At 61.5% G+C, this 24,974-nt stretch carries 23 protein-coding genes and 1 pseudogene; 13 read left to right on the forward strand and 11 right to left on the reverse strand.

The genetic code is table 11. The features are described 5' to 3' along the window. Positions 1 to 22 precede the first annotated feature (22 nt). Entirely contained in the window at positions 23 to 427 is a 405-nt protein-coding gene (locus AC193Q_RS24890) for an HPF/RaiA family ribosome-associated protein (protein WP_007968091.1), read from the forward strand. A gap of 111 nt (positions 428 to 538) precedes the next feature. On the opposite strand, the gene fecA is transcribed toward AC193Q_RS24890, so the two are convergent. From fecA to AC193Q_RS24905, 3 genes are all read right to left on the reverse strand, one after another. After that, on the reverse strand, positions 539 to 2,869 hold the full coding sequence (fecA, locus tag AC193Q_RS24895) for a TonB-dependent Fe(3+) dicitrate receptor FecA (protein ID WP_483878924.1): 2,331 nt from the start codon (positions 2,867 to 2,869) through the stop codon (positions 539 to 541). 176 nt (positions 2,870 to 3,045) lie between these two features. Beyond that, a complete protein-coding gene (locus AC193Q_RS24900) occupies positions 3,046 to 3,978 on the reverse strand; it encodes a FecR domain-containing protein (protein WP_483878925.1) in 933 nt (310 codons plus the stop codon). Beyond that, positions 3,975 to 4,463, reverse strand: coding sequence for a sigma-70 family RNA polymerase sigma factor (locus AC193Q_RS24905; RefSeq protein ID WP_121183765.1), 489 nt, complete (start codon positions 4,461 to 4,463; stop codon positions 3,975 to 3,977). Before AC193Q_RS24905 ends, AC193Q_RS24900 begins: the two co-directional genes overlap by 4 nt. Before the next feature lie 179 nt (positions 4,464 to 4,642). Between AC193Q_RS24905 and AC193Q_RS24910 the strand changes: the two genes are divergently transcribed. The 6 genes from AC193Q_RS24910 to AC193Q_RS24935 all read left to right on the forward strand — a co-directional run bounded on the left by AC193Q_RS24910 (position 4,643) and on the right by AC193Q_RS24935 (position 11,039). After that, positions 4,643 to 4,948, forward strand: a complete 306-nt coding sequence (locus AC193Q_RS24910) for a DUF3649 domain-containing protein (RefSeq protein ID WP_483878926.1) — start codon at positions 4,643 to 4,645, stop codon at positions 4,946 to 4,948. After that, the gene (locus AC193Q_RS24915; RefSeq protein WP_483878927.1) at positions 4,945 to 6,531 is read left to right on the forward strand and encodes a PepSY-associated TM helix domain-containing protein; all 1,587 of its coding nucleotides are present in this window, start codon (positions 4,945 to 4,947) and stop codon (positions 6,529 to 6,531) included. Before AC193Q_RS24910 ends, AC193Q_RS24915 begins: the two co-directional genes overlap by 4 nt. Beyond that, positions 6,531 to 6,857, forward strand: a complete 327-nt coding sequence (locus AC193Q_RS24920) for a DUF3325 domain-containing protein (protein WP_047291824.1) — start codon at positions 6,531 to 6,533, stop codon at positions 6,855 to 6,857. The genes AC193Q_RS24915 and AC193Q_RS24920 overlap by 1 nt, the downstream gene beginning before the upstream one ends. A gap of 1 nt (position 6,858) precedes the next feature. Then, positions 6,859 to 7,425 carry an RNA polymerase sigma factor gene (locus AC193Q_RS24925; protein WP_003221797.1) on the forward strand — a complete coding sequence of 189 codons (567 nt, stop codon included), beginning with the start codon at positions 6,859 to 6,861 and terminating at the stop codon, positions 7,423 to 7,425. After that, the gene (locus tag AC193Q_RS24930; protein ID WP_483878928.1) at positions 7,422 to 8,411 is read left to right on the forward strand and encodes a FecR family protein; all 990 of its coding nucleotides are present in this window, start codon (positions 7,422 to 7,424) and stop codon (positions 8,409 to 8,411) included. Before AC193Q_RS24925 ends, AC193Q_RS24930 begins: the two co-directional genes overlap by 4 nt. Before the next feature lie 198 nt (positions 8,412 to 8,609). Beyond that, positions 8,610 to 11,039: a TonB-dependent siderophore receptor gene (locus AC193Q_RS24935; protein ID WP_483878929.1), complete on the forward strand. Its 2,430-nt coding sequence runs from the start codon at positions 8,610 to 8,612 to the stop codon at positions 11,037 to 11,039. Between the two features lie 144 nt (positions 11,040 to 11,183). Here the strand turns inward: AC193Q_RS24935 and AC193Q_RS24940 are convergent, their stop codons facing one another. Then, the gene (locus tag AC193Q_RS24940) at positions 11,184 to 12,059 is read right to left on the reverse strand and encodes an AraC family transcriptional regulator (protein WP_483878930.1); all 876 of its coding nucleotides are present in this window, start codon (positions 12,057 to 12,059) and stop codon (positions 11,184 to 11,186) included. 252 nt (positions 12,060 to 12,311) lie between these two features. Between AC193Q_RS24940 and AC193Q_RS24945 the strand changes: the two genes are divergently transcribed. Then, complete coding sequence (locus tag AC193Q_RS24945) at positions 12,312 to 13,214, forward strand: DMT family transporter (RefSeq protein WP_483878931.1); 903 nt, start codon at positions 12,312 to 12,314, stop codon at positions 13,212 to 13,214. Between the two features lie 26 nt (positions 13,215 to 13,240). On the opposite strand, the gene AC193Q_RS24950 is transcribed toward AC193Q_RS24945, so the two are convergent. The 4 genes from AC193Q_RS24950 to AC193Q_RS24965 all read right to left on the reverse strand — a co-directional run bounded on the left by AC193Q_RS24950 (position 13,241) and on the right by AC193Q_RS24965 (position 17,318). After that, positions 13,241 to 13,750 carry a DUF2165 family protein gene (locus AC193Q_RS24950; RefSeq protein WP_131671477.1) on the reverse strand — a complete coding sequence of 170 codons (510 nt, stop codon included), beginning with the start codon at positions 13,748 to 13,750 and terminating at the stop codon, positions 13,241 to 13,243. 148 nt (positions 13,751 to 13,898) lie between these two features. Further along, entirely contained in the window at positions 13,899 to 14,873 is a 975-nt protein-coding gene (locus AC193Q_RS24955; RefSeq protein ID WP_483878932.1) for a 2-hydroxyacid dehydrogenase, read from the reverse strand. A gap of 694 nt (positions 14,874 to 15,567) precedes the next feature. Beyond that, on the reverse strand, positions 15,568 to 15,942 hold the full coding sequence (locus tag AC193Q_RS24960; RefSeq protein ID WP_483878933.1) for a DUF6124 family protein: 375 nt from the start codon (positions 15,940 to 15,942) through the stop codon (positions 15,568 to 15,570). Between the two features lie 407 nt (positions 15,943 to 16,349). Continuing rightward, entirely contained in the window at positions 16,350 to 17,318 is a 969-nt protein-coding gene (locus AC193Q_RS24965; protein WP_025112118.1) for a LysR family transcriptional regulator, read from the reverse strand. 281 nt (positions 17,319 to 17,599) lie between these two features. Between AC193Q_RS24965 and AC193Q_RS24970 the strand changes: the two genes are divergently transcribed. From AC193Q_RS24970 to AC193Q_RS24985, 4 genes are all read left to right on the forward strand, one after another. Beyond that, positions 17,600 to 19,099 carry an efflux transporter outer membrane subunit gene (locus AC193Q_RS24970; RefSeq protein ID WP_483878934.1) on the forward strand — a complete coding sequence of 500 codons (1,500 nt, stop codon included), beginning with the start codon at positions 17,600 to 17,602 and terminating at the stop codon, positions 19,097 to 19,099. Between the two features lie 232 nt (positions 19,100 to 19,331). Beyond that, positions 19,332 to 21,524, forward strand: coding sequence for an FUSC family protein (locus AC193Q_RS24975; RefSeq protein ID WP_131671480.1), 2,193 nt, complete (start codon positions 19,332 to 19,334; stop codon positions 21,522 to 21,524). Further along, positions 21,514 to 21,714, forward strand: coding sequence for a DUF1656 domain-containing protein (locus AC193Q_RS24980; RefSeq protein WP_003221811.1), 201 nt, complete (start codon positions 21,514 to 21,516; stop codon positions 21,712 to 21,714). Before AC193Q_RS24975 ends, AC193Q_RS24980 begins: the two co-directional genes overlap by 11 nt. Before the next feature lie 10 nt (positions 21,715 to 21,724). Continuing rightward, a complete protein-coding gene (locus AC193Q_RS24985) occupies positions 21,725 to 22,591 on the forward strand; it encodes an efflux RND transporter periplasmic adaptor subunit (protein ID WP_121183790.1) in 867 nt (288 codons plus the stop codon). Between the two features lie 134 nt (positions 22,592 to 22,725). Here AC193Q_RS24985 and AC193Q_RS24990 read toward each other — a convergent pair whose 3' ends face one another. After that, positions 22,726 to 23,124 carry a DUF4440 domain-containing protein gene (locus AC193Q_RS24990; protein ID WP_476285412.1) on the reverse strand — a complete coding sequence of 133 codons (399 nt, stop codon included), beginning with the start codon at positions 23,122 to 23,124 and terminating at the stop codon, positions 22,726 to 22,728. 162 nt (positions 23,125 to 23,286) lie between these two features. Here AC193Q_RS24990 and AC193Q_RS24995 point away from each other — a divergent pair. Then, positions 23,287 to 23,445, forward strand: a pseudogene (locus tag AC193Q_RS24995) (LysR substrate-binding domain-containing protein); the annotation flags it as partial. Between the two features lie 111 nt (positions 23,446 to 23,556). On the opposite strand, the gene AC193Q_RS25000 reads toward AC193Q_RS24995, so the two are convergent. Both AC193Q_RS25000 and AC193Q_RS25005 read right to left on the reverse strand, forming a co-directional pair. After that, complete coding sequence (locus AC193Q_RS25000; RefSeq protein WP_483878935.1) at positions 23,557 to 24,381, reverse strand: SDR family oxidoreductase; 825 nt, start codon at positions 24,379 to 24,381, stop codon at positions 23,557 to 23,559. A 35-nt stretch (positions 24,382 to 24,416) separates the two neighbouring features. Continuing rightward, positions 24,417 to 24,881 carry a multidrug transporter gene (locus AC193Q_RS25005; protein WP_483878936.1) on the reverse strand — a complete coding sequence of 155 codons (465 nt, stop codon included), beginning with the start codon at positions 24,879 to 24,881 and terminating at the stop codon, positions 24,417 to 24,419. Positions 24,882 to 24,974 lie beyond the last annotated feature (93 nt).

Below are 24,974 nucleotides of genomic sequence, written 5' to 3' on the forward strand. Positions count from 1 at the left end.
TAGCTGAAATAAGGGATGAACTATGCAAATCCAAGTCAACAGCGATAACCATATTCAAAGCAGTAAACGACTGGAGGAGTGGGTACGTACAACCATTGAGAGCACGCTCGACCGTTATGAAGAAGACCTGACCCGTGTCGAAGTCCACCTGAGCGACGAGAACGGCGACAAACCAGGTCCCCATGACTTGCGCTGCCAACTGGAAGCGCGGCCAAAAGGCCATCAACCGATTTCCGTCACCCATAAAGCCGATTCGCTGGAACAGGCGATCGACGGTGCAGCCGAAAAACTGGAACATGCGCTGGAGCACCTGTTTGGCAAACTGCGGGGTAAACCGCGCGCTGCCATCGTGCCATTCAGCAAGGCGAACGACGCACTGCTGGAAGAAGAGTTTCTGGAGAACGAACAGGCAGCGATCAACAGTTGATGCGCTGATTTTTCAAGCCACCCCATGAGAACGGGCCTGCGCAAGCAGGCCCGTTTTTGTTTGTGTTGCTGAGCAGTGTGGCGAGGGAGCAAGCTCCCTCGCCACAGTTTTTCAGAAAGCTACAGACGTTTGTACATACACCGTGCGCGGTTCACCCACGTACTTGCCCTTGTTGTTGTCATCAAACGAGCGGGTGAAATACTGCGTGTTGAAGATGTTCTTCACCCCCACTGCCACGTTCAGATCCGATAGTTGCGGGCCGAAGTCGTAACCGGCGCGGCTGCTGAACAGCATGTAGCCGGGGATTTTGCCGGTGCTGCCGTCAGCACTCTCCTTGGAGGTGTTGGCGTTGTCGGCGAACTGGTCGCTCTGGAAGCTACTGTCAACGTTGAGCTTCCACGGCCCTTCGATGTAACCGACGCCAATCGTGCCTTTGTGTTTTGAGGAGAACGGCACGCGGTTGCCCTTGTTCGGCCCGTCTTCGCGGATGGTCGCGTCGACATAGGCATAAGTGGCGTACACATCGAAACCGGCCAGTGCCGGGCTCAAGTCATCCAGTGCGTAATTGACGCTGGTCTCAATGCCCTGATGACGGGTCTCGCCACGGGCGATCACTGAATCATTGGTCTGGTTGCTTTCGTATTGGTTGTCGAAGTTGATCAGAAATGCACCGATCTCCGCGCGCAATGCACCGTTGTCGTAACGGGTGCCGAGTTCCCAGGTGCGAGCCTTCTCCGGTTTCACTTCGCCGCTGCTCACGCGGTTAGGCATCTGGCTGTACTGCACGCTGCCGAACGAGCCTTCGGTGTTGGCGTACAGATTCCAGCTGTCAGTCAGGTGATACAGCACATTCAGTGCCGGCAGCGCGGTGTTGTAGTCGCCTTGGTATTTGACGTTGGTCAGGTTGTTGGTCTGCTGCGACTCGATCATCTCGTAGCGCACGCCCGGGGTGATGGTCCATTTGCCGATGTCGATGCGATCGTCGACGAACAACGCATTGGCTTCGGTGCCACCGCGGGTGTCGCGGTCGTTGCGGCTGTTAGTGGTCGGGTATTGGTTGCTGCTGATCGGCGTGCGATAGCGCAACTCGTGGCCAGCCTCGTTGATGTAGCGATAACCGACGCCGACTTCATGGCTGGTCGGGCCGAGATCAAAACCTTGGGCGAAGCGCGTTTCGAAACCGCGTACCCAATACTCGCGCGGCGACAGCGAGAGAAAGCTGCCCTGATCCAGATAACCGCTGCGCAAGGTTTTGGTGAAGAAGGTGTTGGCGGTGAATTCGCGGCGATCTTCCTGATAGCGATAGCCGAAGTTGAACATTGTGCGGCGACCCCAGAACTGGTCTTTCAGGCGCGTCGACTGGTACGGATCGGCGTCGTAATCGGCGACGCTCAGGCCACCGGGCATGTCGGCCTTGCCTTCGTAATACTGGGCCATGGCGTTGAAGCTGTTGGCCTCGTCGAACTGGTATTTACCCTTGAGAATCAGGTCGTCGATCTCGCTGTCGCTGTGTTCACGCCAGTCGCCACCGCGAGTCCCGGAATACAGCAACGCGCCGCCCAGACCGTTGGCATGGGTGCCGCCGGCCAGCAGATTGGCGCTGGTCTTGAAGCCGTCATGGCTCGACGACGGACTGGTTTCTGTCTGGAACCCACCCTTGACCGTCGGCTCATCGGGGATGGCGCGGGTCACGAAGTTGACCACACCGCCGACGTTTTGCGGGCCGTAACGCACCGCGCCGCCGCCACGCACCACATCCACCGCGTCCATGTTGCCCATGCTGATCGGCGCAAACGACAACTGTGGCTGGCCGTAAGGGGCGAACGGCACGGGAATGCCGTCCATCAGTACCGTCGAGCGCGCCGCCAGGCGCGGGTTAAGACCGCGAATGCCAAAGTTCAGCGCCATGTCGTGGCTGCCGGTGCCGTTGTTTTCCGGCGCGTTGACCCCGGGGATGCGGTTGAGTACATCGCGCGCCTGGGTCGCGCCTTGGCGTTCGAAGTCTTCACGGCGGATCACGTCGCGGGCGCCCGGATGCTCGAACACGTTGACCTGCGCCGCGTCACCGAGCCAGTCACCGACGACTTTCGAGGCGTCCAGCTCCAGCGCGGTGTCGCCGACCGGTTGCAGGCTGAACGCGTTGTTACCTTCGGCGCGGGCTTGCAGGCCGGTGCCCTCGAGCAATGCATCGAGACCTTGGGCGGCGGTGTAGCTGCCTTCCAGGCCACGGCTTTGCACGCCGCTGGTGATCTGCGAACCGAAGGAGATCAGCACGCCGGCTTCACGACCAAACTGGTTGAGGGCGTTTTCCAGCGACGCCGGGGCGATGTGGTAAACCTTGGTTTCGGCGGCCATGGCTGGCAGAGCGCTGAAGCTCAGGCTGGCGCCCAGTACGAGGTTGCGCAGGTGGCGGGCCAGTGGCGTGAGGCGGGTGGGGTGCATGAAGGGTGATCCTGAGAAGGTTGAATCAAGGGGGCTTTCCTTCTCTGTCACGCCAGATCTGAAAAACGGCTCATTTATTTTCGAGAGCAAAAGATCGCAGCCTTCGGCAGCTCCTACATTGGCTTGATGTACATCCTGTAGGAGCTGCCGCAGGCTGCGATCTTTGGATTTTGCCTCTAAGCCCGCGCTTCGACGCTGACCCAATAGCGGGTAAACCGCCGCACGTTCACCGGCAGACTGACTTGCAGCAGATCCAGAATCCGCTCGCTGTCGTCCAGTGGATAAGTCCCGGAGATCAGCAGATCGGCCACTTTCGCATCGCAATGCAACTGGCCGCGCCGGTAGCGTGCGAGCTCTTCAAGGAAGTCGCCCAGGCGCATGTGCGCGGCGATCAACATGCCGTCGGCCCAGGCGCCGCTGTTGGCGTCCAGTGGCCTGGCTTCGCTGATCGAGGTGGCGCTGAAGCTCAGCTGACGGGCGATGGGCAATAACATCGGCGCACACCCTTGGGCATTCAACTCCACTTGACCCTCAAACACTGCCACCTGCGTGCGATCGGCGAACTGCCTCACGTTGAGGCGTGCCGCCCGGGTTTGCAGAGTGCCTTGCGCCGTGCGCACTTCGAACGCTTGCGTGGTGCTCAGGAGGATCTCGCCTTCCAGCAGACGGATCAGTCGTTGCGTGCTGTCCACGTCCGCTGCACTGGCGGTGTTGAGCTGCAACTGGCTGCCCGCACCCAGCGCCACCTTGCGGCGCTGACCCAGCGGGCTGCGGTAATCGGCGAGCAGTGTCGGCAGCGGATTGTGCTCGCGCATGCCCCAGGTGACGGCGGAACCGGCACCGAGAAGCAGCAGCAATTTGAGCGCCTGACGGCGGCTGGAGGACTTCGGCCCGTTCAACGCGGCATGGGCCAATGGCGAAGATACACCGCGCAAGCGCTGGTTGACCCGCTGCATGTGCTCCCACGCCCGACGGTGTTCGCTGTGGGCGTCCAGCCATTGCTGCCAGGCGTGTTGCTGGCGCGGGGAGAGCGACCCTTGCTGCATTTCCATCAACCAGTGCACGGCCTGCTCGGCCACTTGCGCAGAGAAATCCGGGTTGCGGTTCATAGGGCGAAATAGCAGCGCAGGGCGGCTTTGTGCAGATGACGTTTGACTGTGGCTACGGAGATGCCCAGTTCGGCGGCGATTTGCGGATAGGTCAGGCCATCAACCTGCGCCAGCAGAAAGGCGCGTTTGACCAGGCGCGGCAAGCCGTCGAGCAACTGATCCAGTTCGATCAGGGTTTGCAGGATGATCGCTTTGTCTTCTTCCGATGGCGCAAGCATTTCCGGCATCTGCGCCAGGGTCTCGAGATAGGCGCGTTCCAGGTCCTGGCGACGGTAATGATTGAACAGCACGCGTTTGGCGAGGGTGGTCAGGAAGGCGCGCGGCTCGATGATCACCGGTTGTTCACGAGCGCTGAGCACGCGGATGAAGGTGTCCTGCGCCAGATCCGCGGCGCTGTCCGGGCAGCCGAGCCTGCGCCGCAACCAGCCGGTGAGCCAGCTGTGGTGGTCGTGGTAAAGCGATTCGACGGGATGGGCGGACGACAAGGGTATTACTCCGGGCGCATGATCGATGCGTTAGAGAACAAGAACTGTTCGCATTGTAGGGGTGTGTAGCGCTGCCCGGCAATCAGATGCTTTTGCGTATGAGAATATTTATCATTAATATTGCTCGCCTGTTGGTTCGGCTTTATCGGCTGGACGTTTTTTCGTTTCAGGGTCGAAACATGAAAGGCAAACTCGCCTCACTTCCCATGTCCTATCGTCTGGCCATCACCTCGCGGGTGCTGGCGGCGGTGTTCGGCGGCTATCTGGTTGCGGCGCTGGCCAGTGTCGCCCTGACGCTGTGGCTACCGTTGAGTCGTGCCGAAGCGGTGGTGACCGGCATGACCATTTCCTTTCTGGTTTATCTGGTCGCGGTGCTCTGGTGCTTCGCCTGTCGCACGGCGTGGTCGGCGTGGGTCGGTCTGCTGGTGCCCAGCGTGATTCTGGCGACGGTATTCGGCGCCGCGCGGGGCTTGGGCTACGCATGAAAGAGGGCTTTCGTCAGTCGATGGCCTGGCTGCATACCTGGACGGGACTGGTGTTTGGCTGGCTGCTGTTTGCGATTTTCCTGAGCGGAACGCTGGCCTATTTCAAGGCTGAAATCAGCCACTGGATGCAGCCGGAAATTCCCGTGCACGCCATCGATTCAGCGAACAGCCTGAGCCTGGCGCAAGGCTATCTGCAGCAGCACGCGCCGGCTGCTTCGCGTTGGTTGATTGATTTGCCGAATGCCCGTGATCCTGCGTTGACTGTGCGTTGGCAAAACACACCGGCCGAAGCCGGCAAGCGTGGAAGCTTCACGCAAAAAACGCTCGATGCGCAGACCGGTGCAGAAATACAGGCCCGGGACAGCCGGGGCGGCGAGTTCTTCTACCGCTTCCATTTCCAGCTGCAAATGCCGTATCCGTGGGGCCGCTGGCTGGCGACGACGGCCGCGATGGTAATGTTCATTGCGCTGATCACTGGCATCATCACCCACAAGAAAATCTTCAAAGACTTCTTCACCTTTCGCCCGCGCAAAGGCCAGCGTTCATGGCTCGACGGGCATAATGCGGTCGGCGTGCTGGTACTGCCGTTTCATCTGATGATCACTTACAGCAGCCTGGTGATTTTCATGGCGATGGTCATGCCGGCCAGCATTCTGGCGTCCTACGGCACTGATCGCGAAGCGTTTTACCAAGAGATGTTTCCCGAAACGCCAACTCCGCAACGCGCCGCTCAAGCGAGTTCGCTGCCACCGCTGGCACCCTTATTGGTACGGGCGAGCGAGCAGTGGGCGGGGGGGCATACGGCGCGGGTCAGCGTCATCAACCCCGGCGACGCCAATGCCACGGTGCAGCTGTCGCGCGCGAGTTCCGACCGGATCGCCTATGAGTACGGCAGCAACCTGACCTTCAACGGCGTCACCGGGCAGATGCTCGGCGCCACGCCCGACAAGCCGCTGCCGATGACGATCGTCAGTGGTTTCTACGGTCTGCACATCGGTCATTTCGCCGGCCCGATCCTGCGTTGGCTGTACTTCATCTGCGGTCTGGCGAGTGCCGCGATGATCTGCACCGGGCTGGTGATCTGGCTCGGCAAGCGCCAGCTCAAACATGCCAAAAGCGGTGTGCTCCCATTCGAATTGCGCGTGGTGGAGGTGCTGAACATCGCCAGCATGGCCGGGCTGACAGCGGCGGTGGCGGTGTTCTTTTTGGCCAATCGCCTGTTGCCGGCGGACCTGGCCGGGCGCGCCGATCAAGAAGTGAATGCGTTTTTTATCGCCTGGGCCTTGAGCGTGGTGCATGCGCTGCTGCGCAAGGGGCGAACGGCCTGGGTCGAACAGCTGGGGCTGGCTGGCGTGCTGTTTATCGCGGTGCCACTGATCAATCTGGCCACGCCATGGAGTCTCGGCGTAACGCTGGCGCAAGGCGACTGGACGCTGGCGGGTTTCGATCTGACGTGCCTGGGCGCAGGCCTGTTCCTTGGTTGGGCCGCCTGGAAAATGCAGCGTGCCGGCAGCGCCGTCAGCGTGAAAAAAACTCCCCGCGAAAAGCCGCGGCCGATCACGCTTGAGCAGGAGGTGAGCTGATGTTGCTGGCGTTGTTGCTGTGCTATGCCGGGTTCAGCGCGTTGTGTCTGTCGATGCCACGGCACCACGATGAGCTGCTCGGCAACAAACCCTCGGCCCGACGTGCACGGGTTCTGAAACTCGCCGGGTGGCTGTTGCTCGGCTTATCGCTCTGGTCAGCTGTCGGGGCAAACGGCTGGGGTTTCGGTCTGGTCGACTGGTTCGCGGTGCTCATGCTCAGCGCCTTGGCGTTGGTGTTGTTGCTGCCCTATCGGCCACGTCTGGCCCTCGCACTGGCCGGGTTGAGCCTGCTCGCCAGTCCGGTCGCCGCCTGGGCGCGGTGCTGAGATGCTGATCGGTCATCCGCCGGAGTCCCGCGACGACGAGCCCCATGGCGCGCGTGCGCATTTTCTTCAGGTGTTCCTCTCGCAGCGCTCGCAAATGGAAGCGCTGGTCAACCGGCGCGTCGGTTGCCGGGCCACGGCAGCGGATCTGGTGCAGGACCTGTTCCTGCGGTTCTGGCGCAGGCCGCTGGTGCAGGTCGAAGAACTCAGCACCTACCTGTTGCGTTGCGCCGGCAACATCGCCATTGATCATTTGCGCAGCGAAGGCACGCGGGTGCGGGTCAACGAGGGCTGGCAACCGGATGCGCCGGACAGCCACGGCAGCGAACCGCAAGCCGCGCTCGAAGCGGGCAATGACCTGCGCCATGTCGAAGCGGCGTTGCGCGCCTTGCCCGAGCGCACCCGGCAGATTTTTTTGCTCAATCGCATTCACGGTCGCAAGTATGCAGACATCGCCAAGGCGATGGGCCTGTCTCAAAGTGCCGTGGAAAAACATATGATGCGCGCCCTCGAGGCCTGCAAGGCCAGCCTGCGCGAACCCGCACCACGCCTGCCAGGGAAAGCACCGTGAAAGCCACCGACCGCATCATCCCTACACCCGCTCAGGAACAGGCCGCACTCGCCTGGCTGAGCCTGTTGCACGACCGCCCGAGCACTGGCGATCAACTGACGTTCAGCCAGTGGCTGCGCGCCGACCCGGCCCACGCCGAGGCCTACGCCCAGGCGCAAGTCGTGTGGGAGTTGAGCGAAAGTCCGGCGCGCGCCCTGGCCGATGAGGACGCGTTTGCGTTGCAGGGCTACCTCAATGCAATGGAGCGTCCGCGTCGCTCGCCGCTGTTGCGCTGGTCGGGCGCGCTGGCAATGGCCGCGTGTCTGTTGCTGATGCTCAGCCTCGGCACGGGCTGGCAGCCGCAGCGCTGGATCGACGATCTGGGCGCCGATTACGTTTCGGCGCCGGGGGAAATCCGCACGGTGACCTTGGCCGACCAATCGCAAGTCACGTTGGACGCCGACAGCGCTATTGCCGTGGATTTCAGTCGAGGTGAGCGGCATGTGCAGTTGCGGCGTGGCGCTGGTTTTTTCAATGTGACGCACACCGGTGATCCCTTTGTGGTCGAGGCCGAGAATGGCCAGGCGCGGGTCCTCGGTACGCAGTTCGAAGTGCGTCTGCAACCGCGGGGCGCGCAGGTCACGGTGCTGTCGGGGCGCGTTGGCGTGACGGCGGATCGCAATGCGCAACAGCAGATTCTGACGGCTGGCCAGCAAGTGGCTTACGGACAAGGCCGCGCAGAAAAACTGCACGCCGTGGACAGCGAAGCACAATTGGCCTGGCGGCAAGGCTGGCTGACGTACTACAAGGCGTCGCTGGCCGATGTGGTGCAGGATTTGCGGCGCTATTACCCAGGGCGGATTGTTGTGCTCAACGATGAGTTGGCTGCGCGCAAGGTCAGCGGCAGTTTTCCGAGCAAGGATCCGCAGGCGGTGTTGAGTTCTTTGCAGGGTGTGCTGGGGTTTGAGCAGCGTCAGGTGTTGGGGCATCTGATTATTCTGCGTTGAATCAACGTCAAAAGATCGCAGCCTGCGGCAGCTCCTACAGGGGATCGCGTAACCTGTAGGAGCTGCCGCAGGCTGCGATCTTTTGATCTCCAAAAAAATTTTCAAAATTGTGGTGAGGTAAACCACAGCCCCATCCGTGTAGTGACTGAAACTGCGATTCATTCGCATCCGTTGCGGTTCTACACAGGTCATTGAGCAATGAAGTCCAGGGCAAAATCGGGTTCGGTCAAACAGTGGTTAGGCGTTTCGGCATTGAGTTTTTCCGCATTGGCGCTGTTGCCGATGAGCGTTGCACTCGCCGCTGAAGCCGTCAGCAGCCCCGCGCAGAAGCCGTTCAATTTTTCCCTGAGCGCCAAACCGCTGCCCCAGGCCCTGAGCGATTTCAGCCGCGTCACCGGGCAGAGCGTGGTCTACACCGATGAGGCGCCGTACGGCATCAACGCCCCGGCCGTCAGCGGCCAGATGAGCGCCGAACAAGCGCTGCAACGCCTGCTCAGCGGTTCGGGCATGACCTTCCGCCGCACCGACAGCCACACCCTGGCGCTGGAACCGCAGCCCACCGCCGGTGCGCTTAACCTCGGCGCCACCACCATCACCTCGACCCGCGACGAGTCGATGAGCTACCAGCCGCCGCAGACCAGTTCGGTGATGCGCTCCTCGGCTTCGCTGCAGGAGATTCCGCAGACCGTCAACGTGATTCCGGCCCAGGTCATTCGCGATCAGACCCCGCGCAATCTCGACGATGCGCTGGCCAACGTCAGCGGCATCACCCAGGGCAACACCTTGGGCAGCACTCAGGACTCGGTGATGACCCGCGGTTTCGGCGACAACCGCAACGGCTCGATCATGCGCGACGGCATGCCGATCGTGCAGGGCCGTGGCATGAACGCGACAGTCGATCGGGTCGAAGTGCTCAAGGGCCCGGCCTCGTTGCTCTACGGCATTCAGGACCCGGGCGGGGTGGTCAACCTGGTCAGCAAAAAGCCGGAATTGACCCAATACAACGCGCTGACCCTGCGCGGTTCGAGCTACGGCGACGGCAAGAATGGCAGCGGCGGCACCTTCGACAGCACCGGGGCACTGGGTGAATCCGGGCTGGCCTACCGGTTGGTGCTGGACCATGAAGACGAAGATTACTGGCGCAACTACGGCACCCACCGCGAGACGCTGATCGCGCCGTCGCTGGCCTGGTTCGGCGAGCGTACCCAGCTGTCGTTCGGCTATGAACACCGCGAGTTTCTCACCCCGTTCGACCGGGGCACGGTCATCGATCCGCGCACCAACCATCCGCTGGACATCTCGCGCAACGAGCGTCTGGACGAGCCGTTCAACGACATGGAAGGCCGCTCGGATCTGTACCATTTCGAGGCCGACCACGAACTCAACGACGACTGGAAAGCCCACTTCGGCTACAGCTGGAACCGCGAAACCTACGACGCCAGCCAGGTGCGCGTGACCGCCATCGATACCAAAAAAGGCACGCTGACCCGCAGCATGGACGGCACGCAAGGCGCGATCAGCACCGACCGCTTCACCACCGCCAGCCTTGAGGGCAAGGTCAACCTGCTGGGCATGCAACATGACCTGGTGTTCGGCGTCGACGACGAGTACCGCAAAATCTATCGCGCCGACCTGATCCGCCAGAAAAGCCTGAGCACCTTCAGCTACGTCAATCCGGTGTATGGCCGTGAAGTCGAAGGCACCACGGTCAGCCCGGCGGACAGCGCGCAGACCGATCTGCTGCGCAGCGATTCGGTGTTCCTGCAGGACTCGATCCATCTCAATGATCAGTGGATTCTGGTCGCCGGCGGGCGCTTCCAGGAGTACGACCAGTATGCCGGCAAAGGCGTGCCGTTCAAGGCCAACACCGACAGCAACGGGCAGAAGTTCGTACCGCGCGCCGGTCTGGTGTATCGCTACACCGACGAGTTGTCGTTCTACGGCAGCTACACCGAATCGTTCAAACCCAACTCGACCATCGCCCCGCTCAGCGGCAGCAGCACTGTGCTCGACGGCAGTATTGCGCCGGAAGAAGCCAAGTCGTGGGAATTGGGGGCGCGTCTGGATATGCCGGGGCGCATCACCGGCAACATTGCATTGTTCGACATCAAGAAACGTAACGTGCTGGTGGCCAACGCCGAAGGCCCGACCACGATCTACAGCGCCGCGGGCGAGGTGCGTTCCCGTGGTCTGGAACTGGACCTGACCGGCCAGTTGAGCGATCGCTGGAGCCTGATCGGCGCCTATGCCTACACCGATGCCGAGGTCACCGAAGACCCGGACTACAAAGGCAATCGCCTGCAGAACGTGGCGAAAAACAGCGGCTCATTGTCAGCGGTGTATGACTTCGGCAGCGTGATCGGTGGCGACCAACTGCGGGTCGGTGCCGGGGCGCGGTATGTCGGCGAGCGCGCGGGCAACGCGGTGAATGATTTCGACCTGCCGAGCTACACCGTGGCCGATGCATTCGCCACTTACGACACCCGACTCGAAGGGCAGAAGGTCAAGTTCCAGCTCAACGTGAAGAACCTGTTCGACCGCACGTACTACACCTCGGCGGCGAGCCGGTTCTTTGTGTCGATGGGTGATTCGCGGCAGATTTCGCTCTCCAGCACGCTGGAGTTCTGATCGGGGACCGCGTCATCGTTCATCGCCGGCAAGCCAGCTCCCACAGGTTCTCGGTCGGGACACAGACGTCTTGAACGGGCGGAGACATTGTGGGAGCTGGCTTGCCAGCGATAAGGCCCTGACAGACACCTGAAAAATTCGCCTCTAACGCAAAAACGCCTGCCGATAATCCCCCGGCGTCCCACCCAACACTTGGCGAAACCGGTTGGTGAAATGACTGGCACTGGCAAACCCGCACGCCAGCGCAATTTCCCCCAGCGGCAACGCCGTCCCGCGCAGCAACTCCCGCGCCCGGCTCATGCGTCGCGCCAGCACGTACTGATGCGGCGGCAAGCCGAAGCTCACGCGAAACATCCGCGCAAAGTGGTATTCCGACAACGCACACAGACCGGCCAGTTGCCCTAGGCTGATCGGTTCGGCCAATTGACTGTCGATGAACTCCACCAACTGCCGGCGCTGGTGGGGCGCCAGTCCGCCCTTGAGGCGCACACCCTGACGGGCGCCGACCTGGCTGAGCAGGGTGTGGCTGATCAACTCGTGAGCGAGGCTGCTGGTCAGCAAACGTTCGGCCGGCTCGTCCCAGTTCAGCGTGAGCAATTGCCGAAAGCGCTGTGCCTGTTGCGGATCTTCGAGAAACGTCTGCTCGCGCAACTGCATTTCTCGCGGCTCGCGATCGAGCAAGGTGACGCAGCCCAACGCAAATTGCTCGGCACTGAAGTACAGGTGAGCGAGGCGAATGTCACCGTTGATCACCCAGCCGGATTGGTGATCGGCGGGCAGGATGCACAGTTTGTCCGGTCCACCCTTGTGCCCCGGCTGCCCGCGCCGAAAGGTGCCGGTGCCACCGGCGATGTAGCAGGACAGCGTGTGGTGGCTCGGCGCTTCGTATTCCTGGGCGTCGTGGTGGTTGGTCCACAGAGCCGCAGACAAGCCGTCACCGAGCTCGGCGCTGTGCACAAGGCGTGCGTTCGGCGAGCGGTTGAGGGCTTGAAAGACTTGCAGGGTATCGATAGCGGCCATGTGCGGTTCTCTCCAACGCCTTGCATCCTACTCCGTAGCCTTGGCGCTGCCAGCCTGTCGGGCGACAAAAGCGCAAGAATCTGCAAGCGCCCCGATCGTTGCTGCCGCACCCTGAATCTCCATACAACACAACCCTGTGGCGAGGGAGCTTGCTCCCGCCGAGTGCGCCGCACTCATGAACGGAGCTGCTGCGCAGCCCGGCGCGAGCAAGCTCGCTCGCCACAGAGGTCTGGTGTCCTCAGGAGTCTCGCCATGAACCTTTCGCTGTATCTGCTGACCGTGCTGATCTGGGGCACCACCTGGATTGCCCTGAAATGGCAATTGGGGGTGGTGGCGATTCCGGTGTCGATCGTCTATCGCTTCGGCCTCGCCGCGCTGGTGCTGTTCGTGCTGTTGCTGCTCAGCCGGCGCCTGCAACCGATGAATCGCCGTGGTCATTTGATCTGCGTGGCGCAGGGGTTGTGCCTTTTCTGCGTCAACTTCATGTGCTTTCTGACGGCCAGCCAGTGGATTCCCAGCGGTCTGGTGGCGGTGGTGTTTTCCACCGCCACCTTGTGGAACGCGCTCAATGCGCGGGTGTTCTTCGGTCAGCGCATTGCGCACAATGTGCTGATGGGGGGCGCGCTCGGTTTGTTCGGTCTGGGGATGTTGTTCTGGCCGGAACTGTCCGGCCATCAAGCCAGTCCGCAGACCTTGCTCGGTCTGGCGTTGGCCCTGTGCGGCACGCTGTGTTTCTCGGCGGGCAACATGCTGTCGAGTCTGCAGCAGAAGGCCGGTCTGAAACCGTTGACCACCAATGCCTGGGGCATGGCCTACGGGGCGGCGATGTTGTCGGTGTGGTGCCTGGTCAAAGGCATTGCGTTCGACATGGACTGGTCGCCACGTTACGTCGGCGCGCTGTTGTATCTGGTGATCCCGGGTTCAGTGATCGGTTTCACCGCCTACCTGACGCTGGTCGGGCGCATGGGCCCGGAGCGCGCGGCCTATTGCACAGTGTTGTTCCCGGTGGTGGCGCTGAACGTTTCGGCGTTTGCCGAAGGCTACCAGTGGACGGCTCCGGCGCTGCTCGGCCTGGTGTTGGTCATGCTTGGCAACGTCTTGGTATTTCGCAAACCTCGTGCCCTGGCTTTGCCCCGTCAGGGCAAGTTGGCTTGAGCCTGTCACTGTGCGAGCGCTGATGTTCAGCGCTCGACTTTTATCACGATGTAAATCAGCAGCGGCAAGATAAAGTCGACAATATGTCGGGCCCAATCCTTGGCGTTCCAGATGTTTGAAGTGTCCATGTCGAACCATTCGACGCCGACAACTTGAAAACATACGTAGTAGATGAAAACAGCTATTAAAAGGCCAATGATCGAAAACTTCTTGGCTTCATGAAATTCCTCGCTGGAGCCGTTGATGTTCTTGAGTAATTGATAGACACCCAACATGCAAAATGCGCTGAAAGTGACTTCCAGGGTAATGATCAGCCAGTAGATACGGTGGTGCAGCGTTGGCGAGGTGATGGCGCGGTAGCGCAGGTTGGGGTTGTGTTCGGTCGTGTCCATGCTCAGGACGTGCGCGACATATTCGTAGTTTGAACCGTAGTCGGTGAAATTGCTGAACATCATCAGCAAGCCAAAAAAACTGAAGTAACTCATCAGTATGACTTTGCTGTAGCGGATAATTTTATCCATGGTCAGAGCGTTCAAGTGTGTTCTCCATAACATTTGTCGAGGGTTCGATATGTCGGGAGAGTTTATAGCGGGGTCTATTGTTTTGGTGTCGGGTTGAATTGCAAAGTATGTGGGCGTGCATAACGTGTCGGGCAAGTGTCTTTTGGCACTTGCCCGATTTTGTTTAACCGCGCCAGACCTGCGGGTTTACCAGATCCCGTGGACGCTCGCCCATCAAGGCGCTGCGCAGGTTGGCCAGCGCGCGATTGGCCATGGCTTCGCGGGTTTCTCCGGTGGCCGAGCCGATGTGCGGCAATGTCACAGCATTTTTCAACTGGAACAGCGGGGACTCGGCCAGCGGTTCTTTTTCGTAGACGTCCAGACCGGCGCCACGGATGCGATTGTTCTGCAGCGCCTCGATCAGCGCCGGCTCGTCGACCACCGGACCACGGGAGATGTTGACCAGGATCGCGCCCGGCTTCATCAGGCCCAGTTCGCGATGGCTGATCAGGTGGCGGGTCTTGTCGCTGAGCGGCACCACCAGGCAGACGAAATCGGCTTCGGCGAGCAACTCGTCGAGGCTGCGAAAGTGTGCGCCGAGTTGTTGTTCCAGTTCGGGCTTGCGGCTGTTGCCGCTGTAGATAATCGGCATGTTGAAGCCGAAGTGGCCACGGCGGGCGATGGCGGCGCCGATGTTGCCCATGCCGACGATGCCCAGGGTCTTGCCGTGGACATCGCAGCCGAACAATGGCGCGCCGACGCTGGCTTGCCACTGCCCGGCCTTGGTCCAGGCATCGAGTTCGGCGACGCGGCGGGCGCTGCTCATGATCAGGGCGAAGGCGAGGTCGGCGGTGCTTTCGGTGAGCACGTCCGGGGTGTTGGTGAGCATGATTCCGCGTTCATTGAAGTAGTCGAGGTCGTAGTTGTCGTAGCCGACGGAGACGCTGGAGACCACTTCGAGTTTTGTGGCGGTTTCGAGTTGGGCTTTGCCGAGTTTGCGGCCGACGCCGATCAGGCCGTGGGCGTGGGGCAGGGCTTCGTTGAACTGGGCGTTGATGTCACCGTTCTTCGGGTTGGGAACGATGACGTCGAATTCCTGTTGCAGGCGTTCGATCATGGGTGGGGTGATGCGGCTGAAGGCCAGGACTGTTTTTTTCATTGGGCTTGGGCTCGGCTGTCTTTATTACCAAGCACGCTAACATTTCTTTGTGGGGTTTGGCTTGTCTTGGCGGCCTCTGGGCCGACCATGCTCTTGGGGTTTTGGGTGTTTATCCGTTGCTTGGGGTGTTGCGGCTGGCGGTTTCGCCCTTACGGCGAGTCACTTTTGCAGACGCCCAAAAGTAACCAAAACGCTGGGCCCCGGCGTACGGCCCTCGCTTAGGCTCGGGTTCCTTCGTTGCGGGGTTTATCCGGGGGCATCGCCTCCGGTTTGCTTCGCTGCACCTCCTCTCGATGCCTTTGGCTGCGCCAAACGGTCGCTGCGCTCCCACCCCCGGATAAACCCCTCCACTCAGCCTGCCGAAGGGGCCGGCACGGCAAGATCAAGAGCTGCAGCCGAGCTAACGCTCATCCTGTGTAGGTGCTGCCGGAGGGTGCGATCTTTTGATCTTGATCTTGTCGGAGCTGGCTTGCCAGCGATGGCGGCCTGACAGCCGACCTGGATCTAACTGAATCCACTCAGTCCTTGTGGGAGCTGGCTTGCCAGCGATGGCGGCCTGACAGCCGACCAGGTTCTGGCTGAATGCACCCGATTTACCTGTGGGAGCGAGCCTGCTCGCGAAAGCGGTGGGGCAGGCAACATAAATACTGAATGCGCTGGCGCCTTCGCGAGCAGGCTCGCTCCCACAGGGGGATTAGTTATGTGTTGGAGATTGCGAGATTTCGTGGTTATCCAGCACCCGGTTCACCGCCAGTTCGGCGAGCATGATGATTTGCTGGATCGCCAGTATCGTTTGTCGCTGCGGGCTGTCGACGTAGGCCGCAATGTCGCTGGTCATGATGCTCGCCGAGGCCAGTGATTCGCAGGCGTGAACCAGCAGGCTTTCGTTGTCCATGTCGGGGGCGACCTGGAACATGCTGCTGGGTTTGTGGATTCTTACAGCGGCGGCGGAAGGTTTCAGGTAGTGGTCGAGGGCGCGTTCGGCGGCGTCGTGGAGCTTTTTTGAATCGAGGGATTCGTAGGGGGACGTGCTTTCCGCTGGGGGCGGATTGGGTGAAGGCTTAATCATGGCAAAGATCCTTTTAACGAAATGGAGCTGCCACTTTTCGTTTCCAGGCGAAGTGGGTGGCAGCTGTACGCAGGCTGGAAAAACCGGCAAAGGATCAAACCCGGCAGACCCGAGGGTCTCCCACGTACAGCCGCCATAACTGAAACACCGGCGCTGAAAAAGCGCGGCATTATGTCATGTGCTTTGATCCTTCGGGTTTTCCAGACCCGGTCGCTGATGTGTCAGCGACCGAACCAGCCTATCCACCCCACTTCCGAGCCACAACCGTCAAAACCTGTCGGAAAACTCCCTTCAAATCACCGCTTCTGTAGGAGCTGCCGTAGGCTGCGATCTTTTGATTGTTAAACATCAAGGGCAAAAGATCGCAGCCTGCGGCAGCTCCTACAGGTTTAGCGATGTGTTGAAAATCAGTTGGCGACACGGGCTCCGGCGAGGCTGCCACTCAACTCATAAGCCGCCAGTTCCGCTTGGTGCGCCGCCAATATCTCCGGCAGTGACCCGCGCAAATACTCGACCCAGGTCTTGATCTTCGCATCCAGGTATTGCCGCGACGGATAGATCGCGTACAGGTTGAGTTCCTGCGAGCGGTAGTTGGGCATCATCCGCACCAGCGTGCCGTTGCGCAGGCCTTCGATGGCGGCGTAGACCGGCAGGACGCCGACGCCCATGCCGCTGATGATCGCGGCTTTCATGGCGTCGGCGGAGTTCACCAGGAACGGCGAGCTGTTGATGGTGACCATTTCCTGGCCGTCGGGGCCGTTGAAGGCCCATTTTTCCAGGGGGATCACCGGGCTGACGAGGCGCAGGCAGGCGTGGTTCAGCAGGTCGCTGGGTTTTTGCGCGCAGCCGTTGGCTTTCACGTAGGCCGGGGAGGCGCAGACGATGCTGTAGGTGATGCCCAGGCGTTGCGAGACGAAGCCCGAGTCCGGCAGTTCGCTGGCCAGCACGATGGACACGTCATAGCCCTCGTCGAGCAGGTCCGGCACGCGGTTGGCCATGGTCAGGTCGAAGGTCACGTCCGGGTGGGTCTTGCGGTAGCGGGCGATGGCGTCGATCACGAAGTGCTGACCGATGCCGGTCATGGTGTGCACTTTCAGTTGGCCGGCGGGGCGCGCGTGGGCTTCGCTGGCCTCGGCTTCGGCTTCTTCGACATAGGCCAGGATCTGCTCGCAACGCAGCAGGTAGCGCTTGCCGGCCTCGGTCAGGGCGATGCGCCGGGTCGTGCGATTGAGCAGGCGGGTTTGCAGGTGGGCTTCCAGGTTGGAGACCGCGCGCGAGACGTTGGCCGTGGTGGTGTCGAGTTGCACGGCGGCGGCGGTGAAGCTGCCAGCTTCGGCCACACAACTGAAGGCGCGCATGTTTTGCAATGTGTCCATGGGGTGCTCTCAAGGGAGATGGCAAATTGTGACACGAAGTTTCAGGGGCTGAGACCCCCGACCAAGGGATTATCTCGTTAACGGTAACAAAGATTCACAGGAATCCCAGCTTATCGCCGAACAGGGCGTTCCCTAGAATTGCGCCGTTCCCTGTAGGAGCTGCCGAAGGCTGCGATCTTTTGATTCTGTTTTAAGGGAATCAGGATCAAAGATCGCAGCCTTCGGCAGCTCCTACAGAAGGGAACACGTCCCGCCTTATCCTCTTTCAGGAATTCGCAGCTGTGCCGCGTCGCATCAACAGAGCGCTTTTGCCGCTCAGTGTTCTGGCTTTTACTTTGGGTCTTGGCGGCTGCATCGGTACCGGAGGAATTGCCCCGCAGGGCAAGGCACTGGAGGCCAATACCCTGGCCACCGACGACGCGATTGCCCACGCCGCCAAAGACGCCAATTGGCCCACCGCACAATGGTGGCAAGCCTACGGCGACCCGCAACTCAATCGCTGGATCGACCTCGCCGTGCAGGGCAGTCCGAGCATGGCCATGGCCGCGGCGCGGGTGCGTCAGGCCAAGGCGCTGGCCGGTGTCGCCGAAGCGGCCGAGTCGTTGCAGATCAATGGCGAGTCGACGCTCAAGCGCCACAACTGGCCGACCGACCAGTTCTACGGCCCGGGCGAGCTGGCCAACACCACCACCTGGGACAACAACGCCGCACTGGGCTTCAGCTACGCCCTCGACCTCTGGGGCCGCGAAAGCAATGCCAGCGAACGCGCGGTGGATCTGGCGCACATGAGCGCCGCCGAAGCGCGGCTGGCGCAGCTGGAATTGCAGAAGAATATCGTGCGCGCCTACATCGAGCTGTCGCTGCACTATGCCCAGCGCGATATCGTCGCCGCGACCCTCAAGCAGCAACAGCAGATTCTGGATCTGGCGCAGAAGCGTCTGGATGGCGGGATCGGCACGCACTTCGAAGTCAGTCAGGCCGAAACACCGTTGCCGGAAACCCATCGGCAACTGGATGCGCTCGACGAAGCCATCGCCCTGAGCCGCAACCAGATCGCCGCGCTGGCCGGTAGGGGCCCGGGCGACGGCGCGCAGTTGCAGCGCCCGACTTTGGCGCTGGGGGCTGCGTTGAAGCTGCCGTCGGCATTGCCCGCCGAGTTGCTCGGTCAACGCCCGGACGTGGTTGCCAGTCGTTGGCAAGTGGCAGCGCAGGCACGCGGGATCGACGTGGCGCACGCCGGGTTTTATCCCAACGTCGATCTGGTCGGCAGCCTCGGCTACATGGCCACCGGCGGCGGGGCGCTGGAGTTTTTGACTGGCAAGAAGCTCAACTACAACGTCGGCCCGGCGATCTCGTTGCCGATCTTCGACGGTGGACGTTTGCGCAGTGAGCTGGGCGAAGCGTCCGCCGGGTATGACATCGCTGTGGCGCATTACAACCAGACGCTGGTCAATGCGCTGAAGAACATCTCCGACCAGTTGATCCGCCGCGAGTCGATGGACAAGCAGCAAGCCTTCGCTGCCGAGTCGGTGGCCACCGCGCAGAAGACCTACGACATCGCGATGATTGCCTATCAGCGCGGCCTCACCGATTACCTCAACGTGCTCAATGCGCAGACCTTGCTGTTCAAGCAACAGCAAGTGCAGCAGCAAGTGCAGGCGGCGCGCTTGAGTGCGCATGCCGAGCTGGTGACGGCGTTGGGTGGCGGCCTCGGGGCGGGTAATGACGTGCCGACTGCCGAGCAAACAGCAGCCCCGAAAACCCCGACTCTGCTGCGGTGAACACACAACTCACTACACAAAACCTTTGTGGCGAGGGGATTCATCCCCGATGGGCTGCGGAGCAGCCCCAAAACCTGCAAACCGGTTCTGCTTGGCACACCGCATTGGCTTTTCTTGGGGCTGCTGCGCAACCCATCGGGGATAAATCCCCTCACCACAGAGTTTGTGTTCACCACAAAAATTGATGTTTGCCACAGATAACTCTTCAGTCCTCAATCATTGAGCAGATTTAATGACTCCCTTGCCCGCACCTCTACGCTGGCTCGCCTCCCTGGAATGGCGCCGTGGCTTCTTTGACTGGGCGCGCAGTGATGGCGTGACCTGGGTCTACATCTTCAAGGTATTGCTCGCCGCGTTCCTGACGCTGTGGCTTGCGATGCGCCTGGAGTTGCCGCAACCGCGTACGGCGATGATCACCGTGTTCATCGTCATGCAGCCGCAGAGCGGGCAGGTGTTCGCCAAGAGTTTCTATCGCTTCCTCGGCACTCTGGCCGGGTCGGCGATGATGGTCACGCTGATCGCGCTGTTCGCGCAGAACACCGAATTGTTCTTGGGCTCGCTGGCAATCTGGGTCGGCATTTGTTCGGCGGGTGCGGCGCGCTGCCGTAATTTTCGTGCCTACGGTTTTGTCCTCGCTGGCTACACCGCGGCGATGGTCGGACTGCCGGCGCTGGCGCACCCGGACGGTGCGTTCATGGCCGCTGTGTGGCGGGTGCTGGAAATCTCGTTGGGGATTCTCTGCTCGACCGTGATCAGCGCCGCGATCCTGCCGCAAACCGCCAGCGCAGCCATGCGCAACGCCCTGTATCAGCGCTTCGGTGTGTTCGCGCTGTTCGTCACCGATGGCCTGCGCGGGCGCAGCAAGGCCGAGTCGTTCGAAGCGAGCAACGTGCGCTTCATCGCCGAAGCCGTAGGCCTGGAAGGGCTGCGCAGCGTGACCGTGTTCGAAGACCCGCACATGCGTCGGCGCAACGGTCGCCTCAGTCGTTTGAACAGCGAGTTCATGGGCATCACCACACGCTTCAACGCCCTGCATCAGTTGCTCGAGCGCCTGCGCGGCAATGGCGAAGAACATGTGGTGGCCGCGATCAAACCGGGCCTGCAGGACCTGGCCGAAGTGCTCGACGGCTTCAGTGGCCGTGCCTTGACCAGCCCGGACGCGGCACGCTTGGCGACGGCGTTGGCGACTTACAAGGAAGGCCTGCCGACACGCGTGCGAACCTTGCGCGGCATTTTCCAGGAAACCGCTCCGAGTGAAGCCGAGCAACTGGACTTCCACACCGCCTACGAATTGCTCTATCGCTTCGTCGATGACTTGCACAGTTATGCACAGACCCACGCCTCGCTGGCCGATCACCGCCACGAGCGTGAGCGCTGGGACGAGCCGTTCACCCCGCAAACCAACTGGTGGGCCGCGGCGGCTTCGGGGATCCGCGCGTCGTTCATCCTGATTGTGCTGGGCAGCTATTGGGTGGCCACCGCGTGGCCGAGTGGCGCGACCATGACCTTGATTGCCGCCGCCACCGTGGGTTTGTCCGCCGCCACACCGAACCCGAAACGCATGGCTTTTCAAATGGCCTGCGGGACGTTCCTCGGGGCGCTGATCGGCTTCGTCGAGATGTTTTTCATCTTCCCGTGGATCGACGGTTTTCCGCTGTTGTGCGTGATGCTCGCGCCGGTGATCGTGCTCGGTTCGTTCCTCACGTCGCGGCCGCAATATGCCGGGGTCGGCCTGGGGTTGCTGATCTTCTTCAGCACAGGTTCCGTGCCGGACAACCTGACCGTCTACAACCCTTACACCTTCATCAACGACTACATCGCCATGGTCATGGGCATGCTGGTGTGCGCGGCGGCGGGGGCAATCATTCTGCCGCCGAACAGCCGCTGGTTGTGGAAGCGGCTGGAGCAGGACCTGCGCGGTCAGGTGGTCTACGCCATCAGCGGCAAACTCAAGGGGCTGGCGTCGAGTTTCGAGAGTCGCACCCGCGATCTGTTGCATCAGGCATACGGCCTCGCTGCCGGTCAGCCGAAGGTACAAAAAAACCTGCTGCGCTGGATGTTCGTGGTGCTCGAAGTCGGCCACGCGATCATCGAGTTGCGCAAGGAACAGGCGATCCTCCCGGTGCACCCGGCGTACGCCGAATCGCAGCCGTGGCGTCAGGCGATCCGCGTCATGGGCCGGGCGCTGGTGCGGCTGTTTCTGCAACCGAACCCAAGCAATCTGGAGCGTGCACTGGTCGCGGTCGATCACGCGATCAGCCGGGTCGCCGCGACCGACGAGCCGTTCGCGCCGCACTTCGACACCTCCGCGCTGCGTCGGGTGAAGAGCTACCTGCACTTCATCCGCACCTCGTTGCTCGACCCGCAATCACCGCTCGCCGCCTATGCCGTCGCCAAGCCCGAAGGACTTGCCCATGCCTCGTGAAATTGCTTTCCACGGCGTGTACATGCCGACCATGACCCTGATGTTTTTTGTCGCCGCGGCGCTGGCCTGGGCGCTGGACCGGTTCCTTTCGGGGTTCGACCTGTACCGCTTTTTCTGGCACCCGGCGCTGCTGCGCCTGAGTCTGTTTACCTGTCTGTTCGGCGCGATGGCGCTGACTGTCTACCGTTGAGAACGTTCTGATGAAAAAGTTTTTCAGCCTGCTCGCGACCCTGCTGGTGCTGGCCCTGGCACTGTGGATTGGCCGGACCCTGTGGGAGCACTACATGAACACCCCGTGGACCCGTGACGGCCGGGTTCGTGCCGACATCATCAACGTCGCGGCCGACGTCACCGGTGAAGTCATCGATGTACCGGTGCGCGACAACCAGTTGGTGAAGAAGGGCGATCTGCTGATGCAGATCGATCCGGAGCACTACCGCATCGCGGTCAAGCAGGCGCAGTCGCTGGTGGCTTCGCGCAAGTCGACCTGGGAGATGCGCAAGGTCAATGCCCATCGCCGCGCTGACCTGGACAACCTGGTGATCTCCAAGGAAAACCGCGACGACGCCAGCAACATCGCCGACGCCGCGCTGGCCGATTACCAACACGCACAAGCGCAACTGGAAGCCGCGGAACTGAACCTCAAACGCACTGAAGTGCGCGCGGCAGTGGACGGTTACGTGACCAACCTCAACGTGCATCGCGGCGACTACGCGCGCATTGGCGAAGCGAAAATGGCCGTGGTCGACATGAACTCGTTCTGGGTCTACGGCTTCTTCGAAGAGACCAAACTGCCGCATGTGCGCGTGGGTGACAAAGCCGACATGCAACTGATGAGCGGCGAAGTGTTGAAGGGCCACGTGGAAAGCATTTCCCGCGGCATCTACGACCGCGACAACCCGGAAAGCCGCGAGCTGATCGCCGACGTGAACCCGACGTTCAACTGGGTGCGCCTGGCACAGCGGGTACCGGTGCGCATTCACATCGATGACGTGCCGGAGGGGGTGTTGCTGGCGGCGGGGATCACTTGCACGGTGGTGGTGAAGCAAGAGTCGGTGGACAACTGACAGACCGCGTCGCTGCCATCGCGGGCAAGCCACGCTCCCACAGATGTTGTGGCGTGCGCAAATTCTTTGAACGCCGTGATACCTGTGGGAGCGTGGCTTGCCCGCGATTGGGGCGACGCGGTTTCTCAGGAAATCTATTCGCTGCAAAACGTCTCCTGCAAATGCCGCCACAGCACCCGCCCGTCTTCGCTCTTTTCAAACACCACTGTCGACCGGCGATCAGTGTGCAACCCGCTCGCATCGCTCTGCTGTTCGCGATAACTCAGCGTTGCGCCATGCGCATGCAGGGCAATCCCGCGCAGCTCACTGAGCTCGATCCGGAACCCGGGCTTCTTCCCGCCTGCTGACTGAAACAGCCCGCGCAAGGCTTCGATATCCAGCGCCCGACCCAGCCGCGTGACCATGGAAAAATCCGCCGAGAACCGGCTCAGCAAGCGCGCAAGTTCCGCCGAATCCTGCTCCACGGCAAACCAGCGTTCGATGACCAGGTGGGCCTGGATCACTTCATCAAAATATTCGTTGTAGTCAATCATGTGGGTTTTTCCTGAAGGGAAGGTGGGCTCAGTAGGGCGAGCACTGTGGAGGCGTCGAAACGCAGCGCGGCGACCATCGGCAACAGCTTCAGCAGAGCGGCGGCGAGAAAGCAGTAAGCGGAAATCATTGCCGCCCAATGCGCCCAACAGCGAACTGAGCAGCAGTGGCTGATTCAGGACGATCTGGAAGCGGGGCGATTGGTGCGGTTGCTGGTCGATCACCGCTTCGCCCGGTAGGGGGTGTATGCGCAGTACCCGGATACCCGGCATTTGCCGTTGAAGGTGCGGGCGTTCATTGATTTCATGAAGGGCTGGGGCTGAGTGTTGGCTGATCTGGCCCCTTCGCGAGCAGGCTCGCTCCCACAGGGGATCTTCGATGTGTCACAGATCCAGTGTGGGAGCGAGCTTGCTCGCGAAAGCGTCAATCCGGTCTCAGAGCTTCCCACGCAACCCGAACCGCCGCATCAACGTCGACTCCAGCAACCCCTTGGGCAACACCGTCGCCAGCAACGGCAACGCGCGGCTGCCATTACCGATACGAATCAAGCGTGGCGGCTTGTCCCGCTGCACAGCCTTGAGCAACTCAGCCGCAAACTCACTGGCTGGCGTCGGCTTGTCCTGCGAGGCCTTGGCCCGTGCGCGGATCCCCTCACGCAAGGGAAACCACGGCGATTGCTCGTTGATCAGTTGCTCGGCTTCGTGCCCGGCATTCTTGGCGAAGCTCGACTGAATCGCCCCGGGCTGAACCTCCATCACGCGAATGCCGAACGGCGCCAGCTCCATGCGCAGTGCATCGCTCAACGCATGCACCGCCGCTTTCGAGGCGCAATACGCGCCAGCGAACGGCGTCACCAGCACGCCTGAGACACTGCCGATGTTCACCACCAGCCCCTTGGCCCGACGCAGTACCGGAAACAGTGCGCGGGTAACGCCGACAATCGAGAACACATTGGTTTCGAACTGGCGCTGCATGGCCGGCACGCCGCCGTCGAGCAGCGGCCCCATGGCGCCATAACCGGCGTTGTTGATCAGCACATCGAGGCCGCCGTGTTGCTGGTTGAGGCGTTCGGCGAGCTGTTCCAGCGCCAGGCTGTCATTGACGTCCAGCGCGATGGCGGTGAACCCGGCAGCGGCGACGGCCGCGACATCTTCGGTTTTGCGCGCAGTGGCCCAGACTTCGTAGCCGGCGGCTTTGAATGCATCGGCGAGGGCGCGGCCAATGCCGCTGGAGCAACCGGTAATCAACGCAACGGGCATGGCGCATTCCTTGTGCAAAAAGGTGGGGAGGGGGATCAGTCGGAGAAACTGCCCTGCAAACGCTCTGCGCGAAACTCCAGGGTTTGCGGACGGTAACCGGGGCGCAGCGGTGGCATCGGCAGGCAGTCTTCCCAGTTACCGCCGGCCTGCAGTTCGCCGGGGCCGCGATAGCGTGGGGCGGAGTATTGGTTGTCGGCCAGATTGACCGTGTCCCCGGGCGCGTAGGCTGCGATGCGCCAGCGCAGTTCGGTCAGCGGCACGTCGTTGCCGTTGTTCATTTTCAGTTGCAGCGGGCGATCCGCCGGGCATTGTTCGGGCGCATAGACAATGCGCATCTCCAGGCGTGCCAGTTGCTTGAGCTCGCGGTTGTCCAGCCACACCACCCAGACCGCGACCAATCCCAGACCTACGGCGGCCGCGACCGACACCGGCACGGCCTTGGCCGGATAACGCAGCAAGAGGATCAGCCAGGTAATGACCAGCAAGACGCCGATGAACATGTCGCACAACCTCGCAGGGATAGAGGGGCATCCTACCTAACCGTAGGTGAGGTTGGCGATGGGCAGGGTAAAGTCAAAAGATCGCAGCCTGCG

Source organism: Pseudomonas sp. F2, assembly GCF_057174385.1.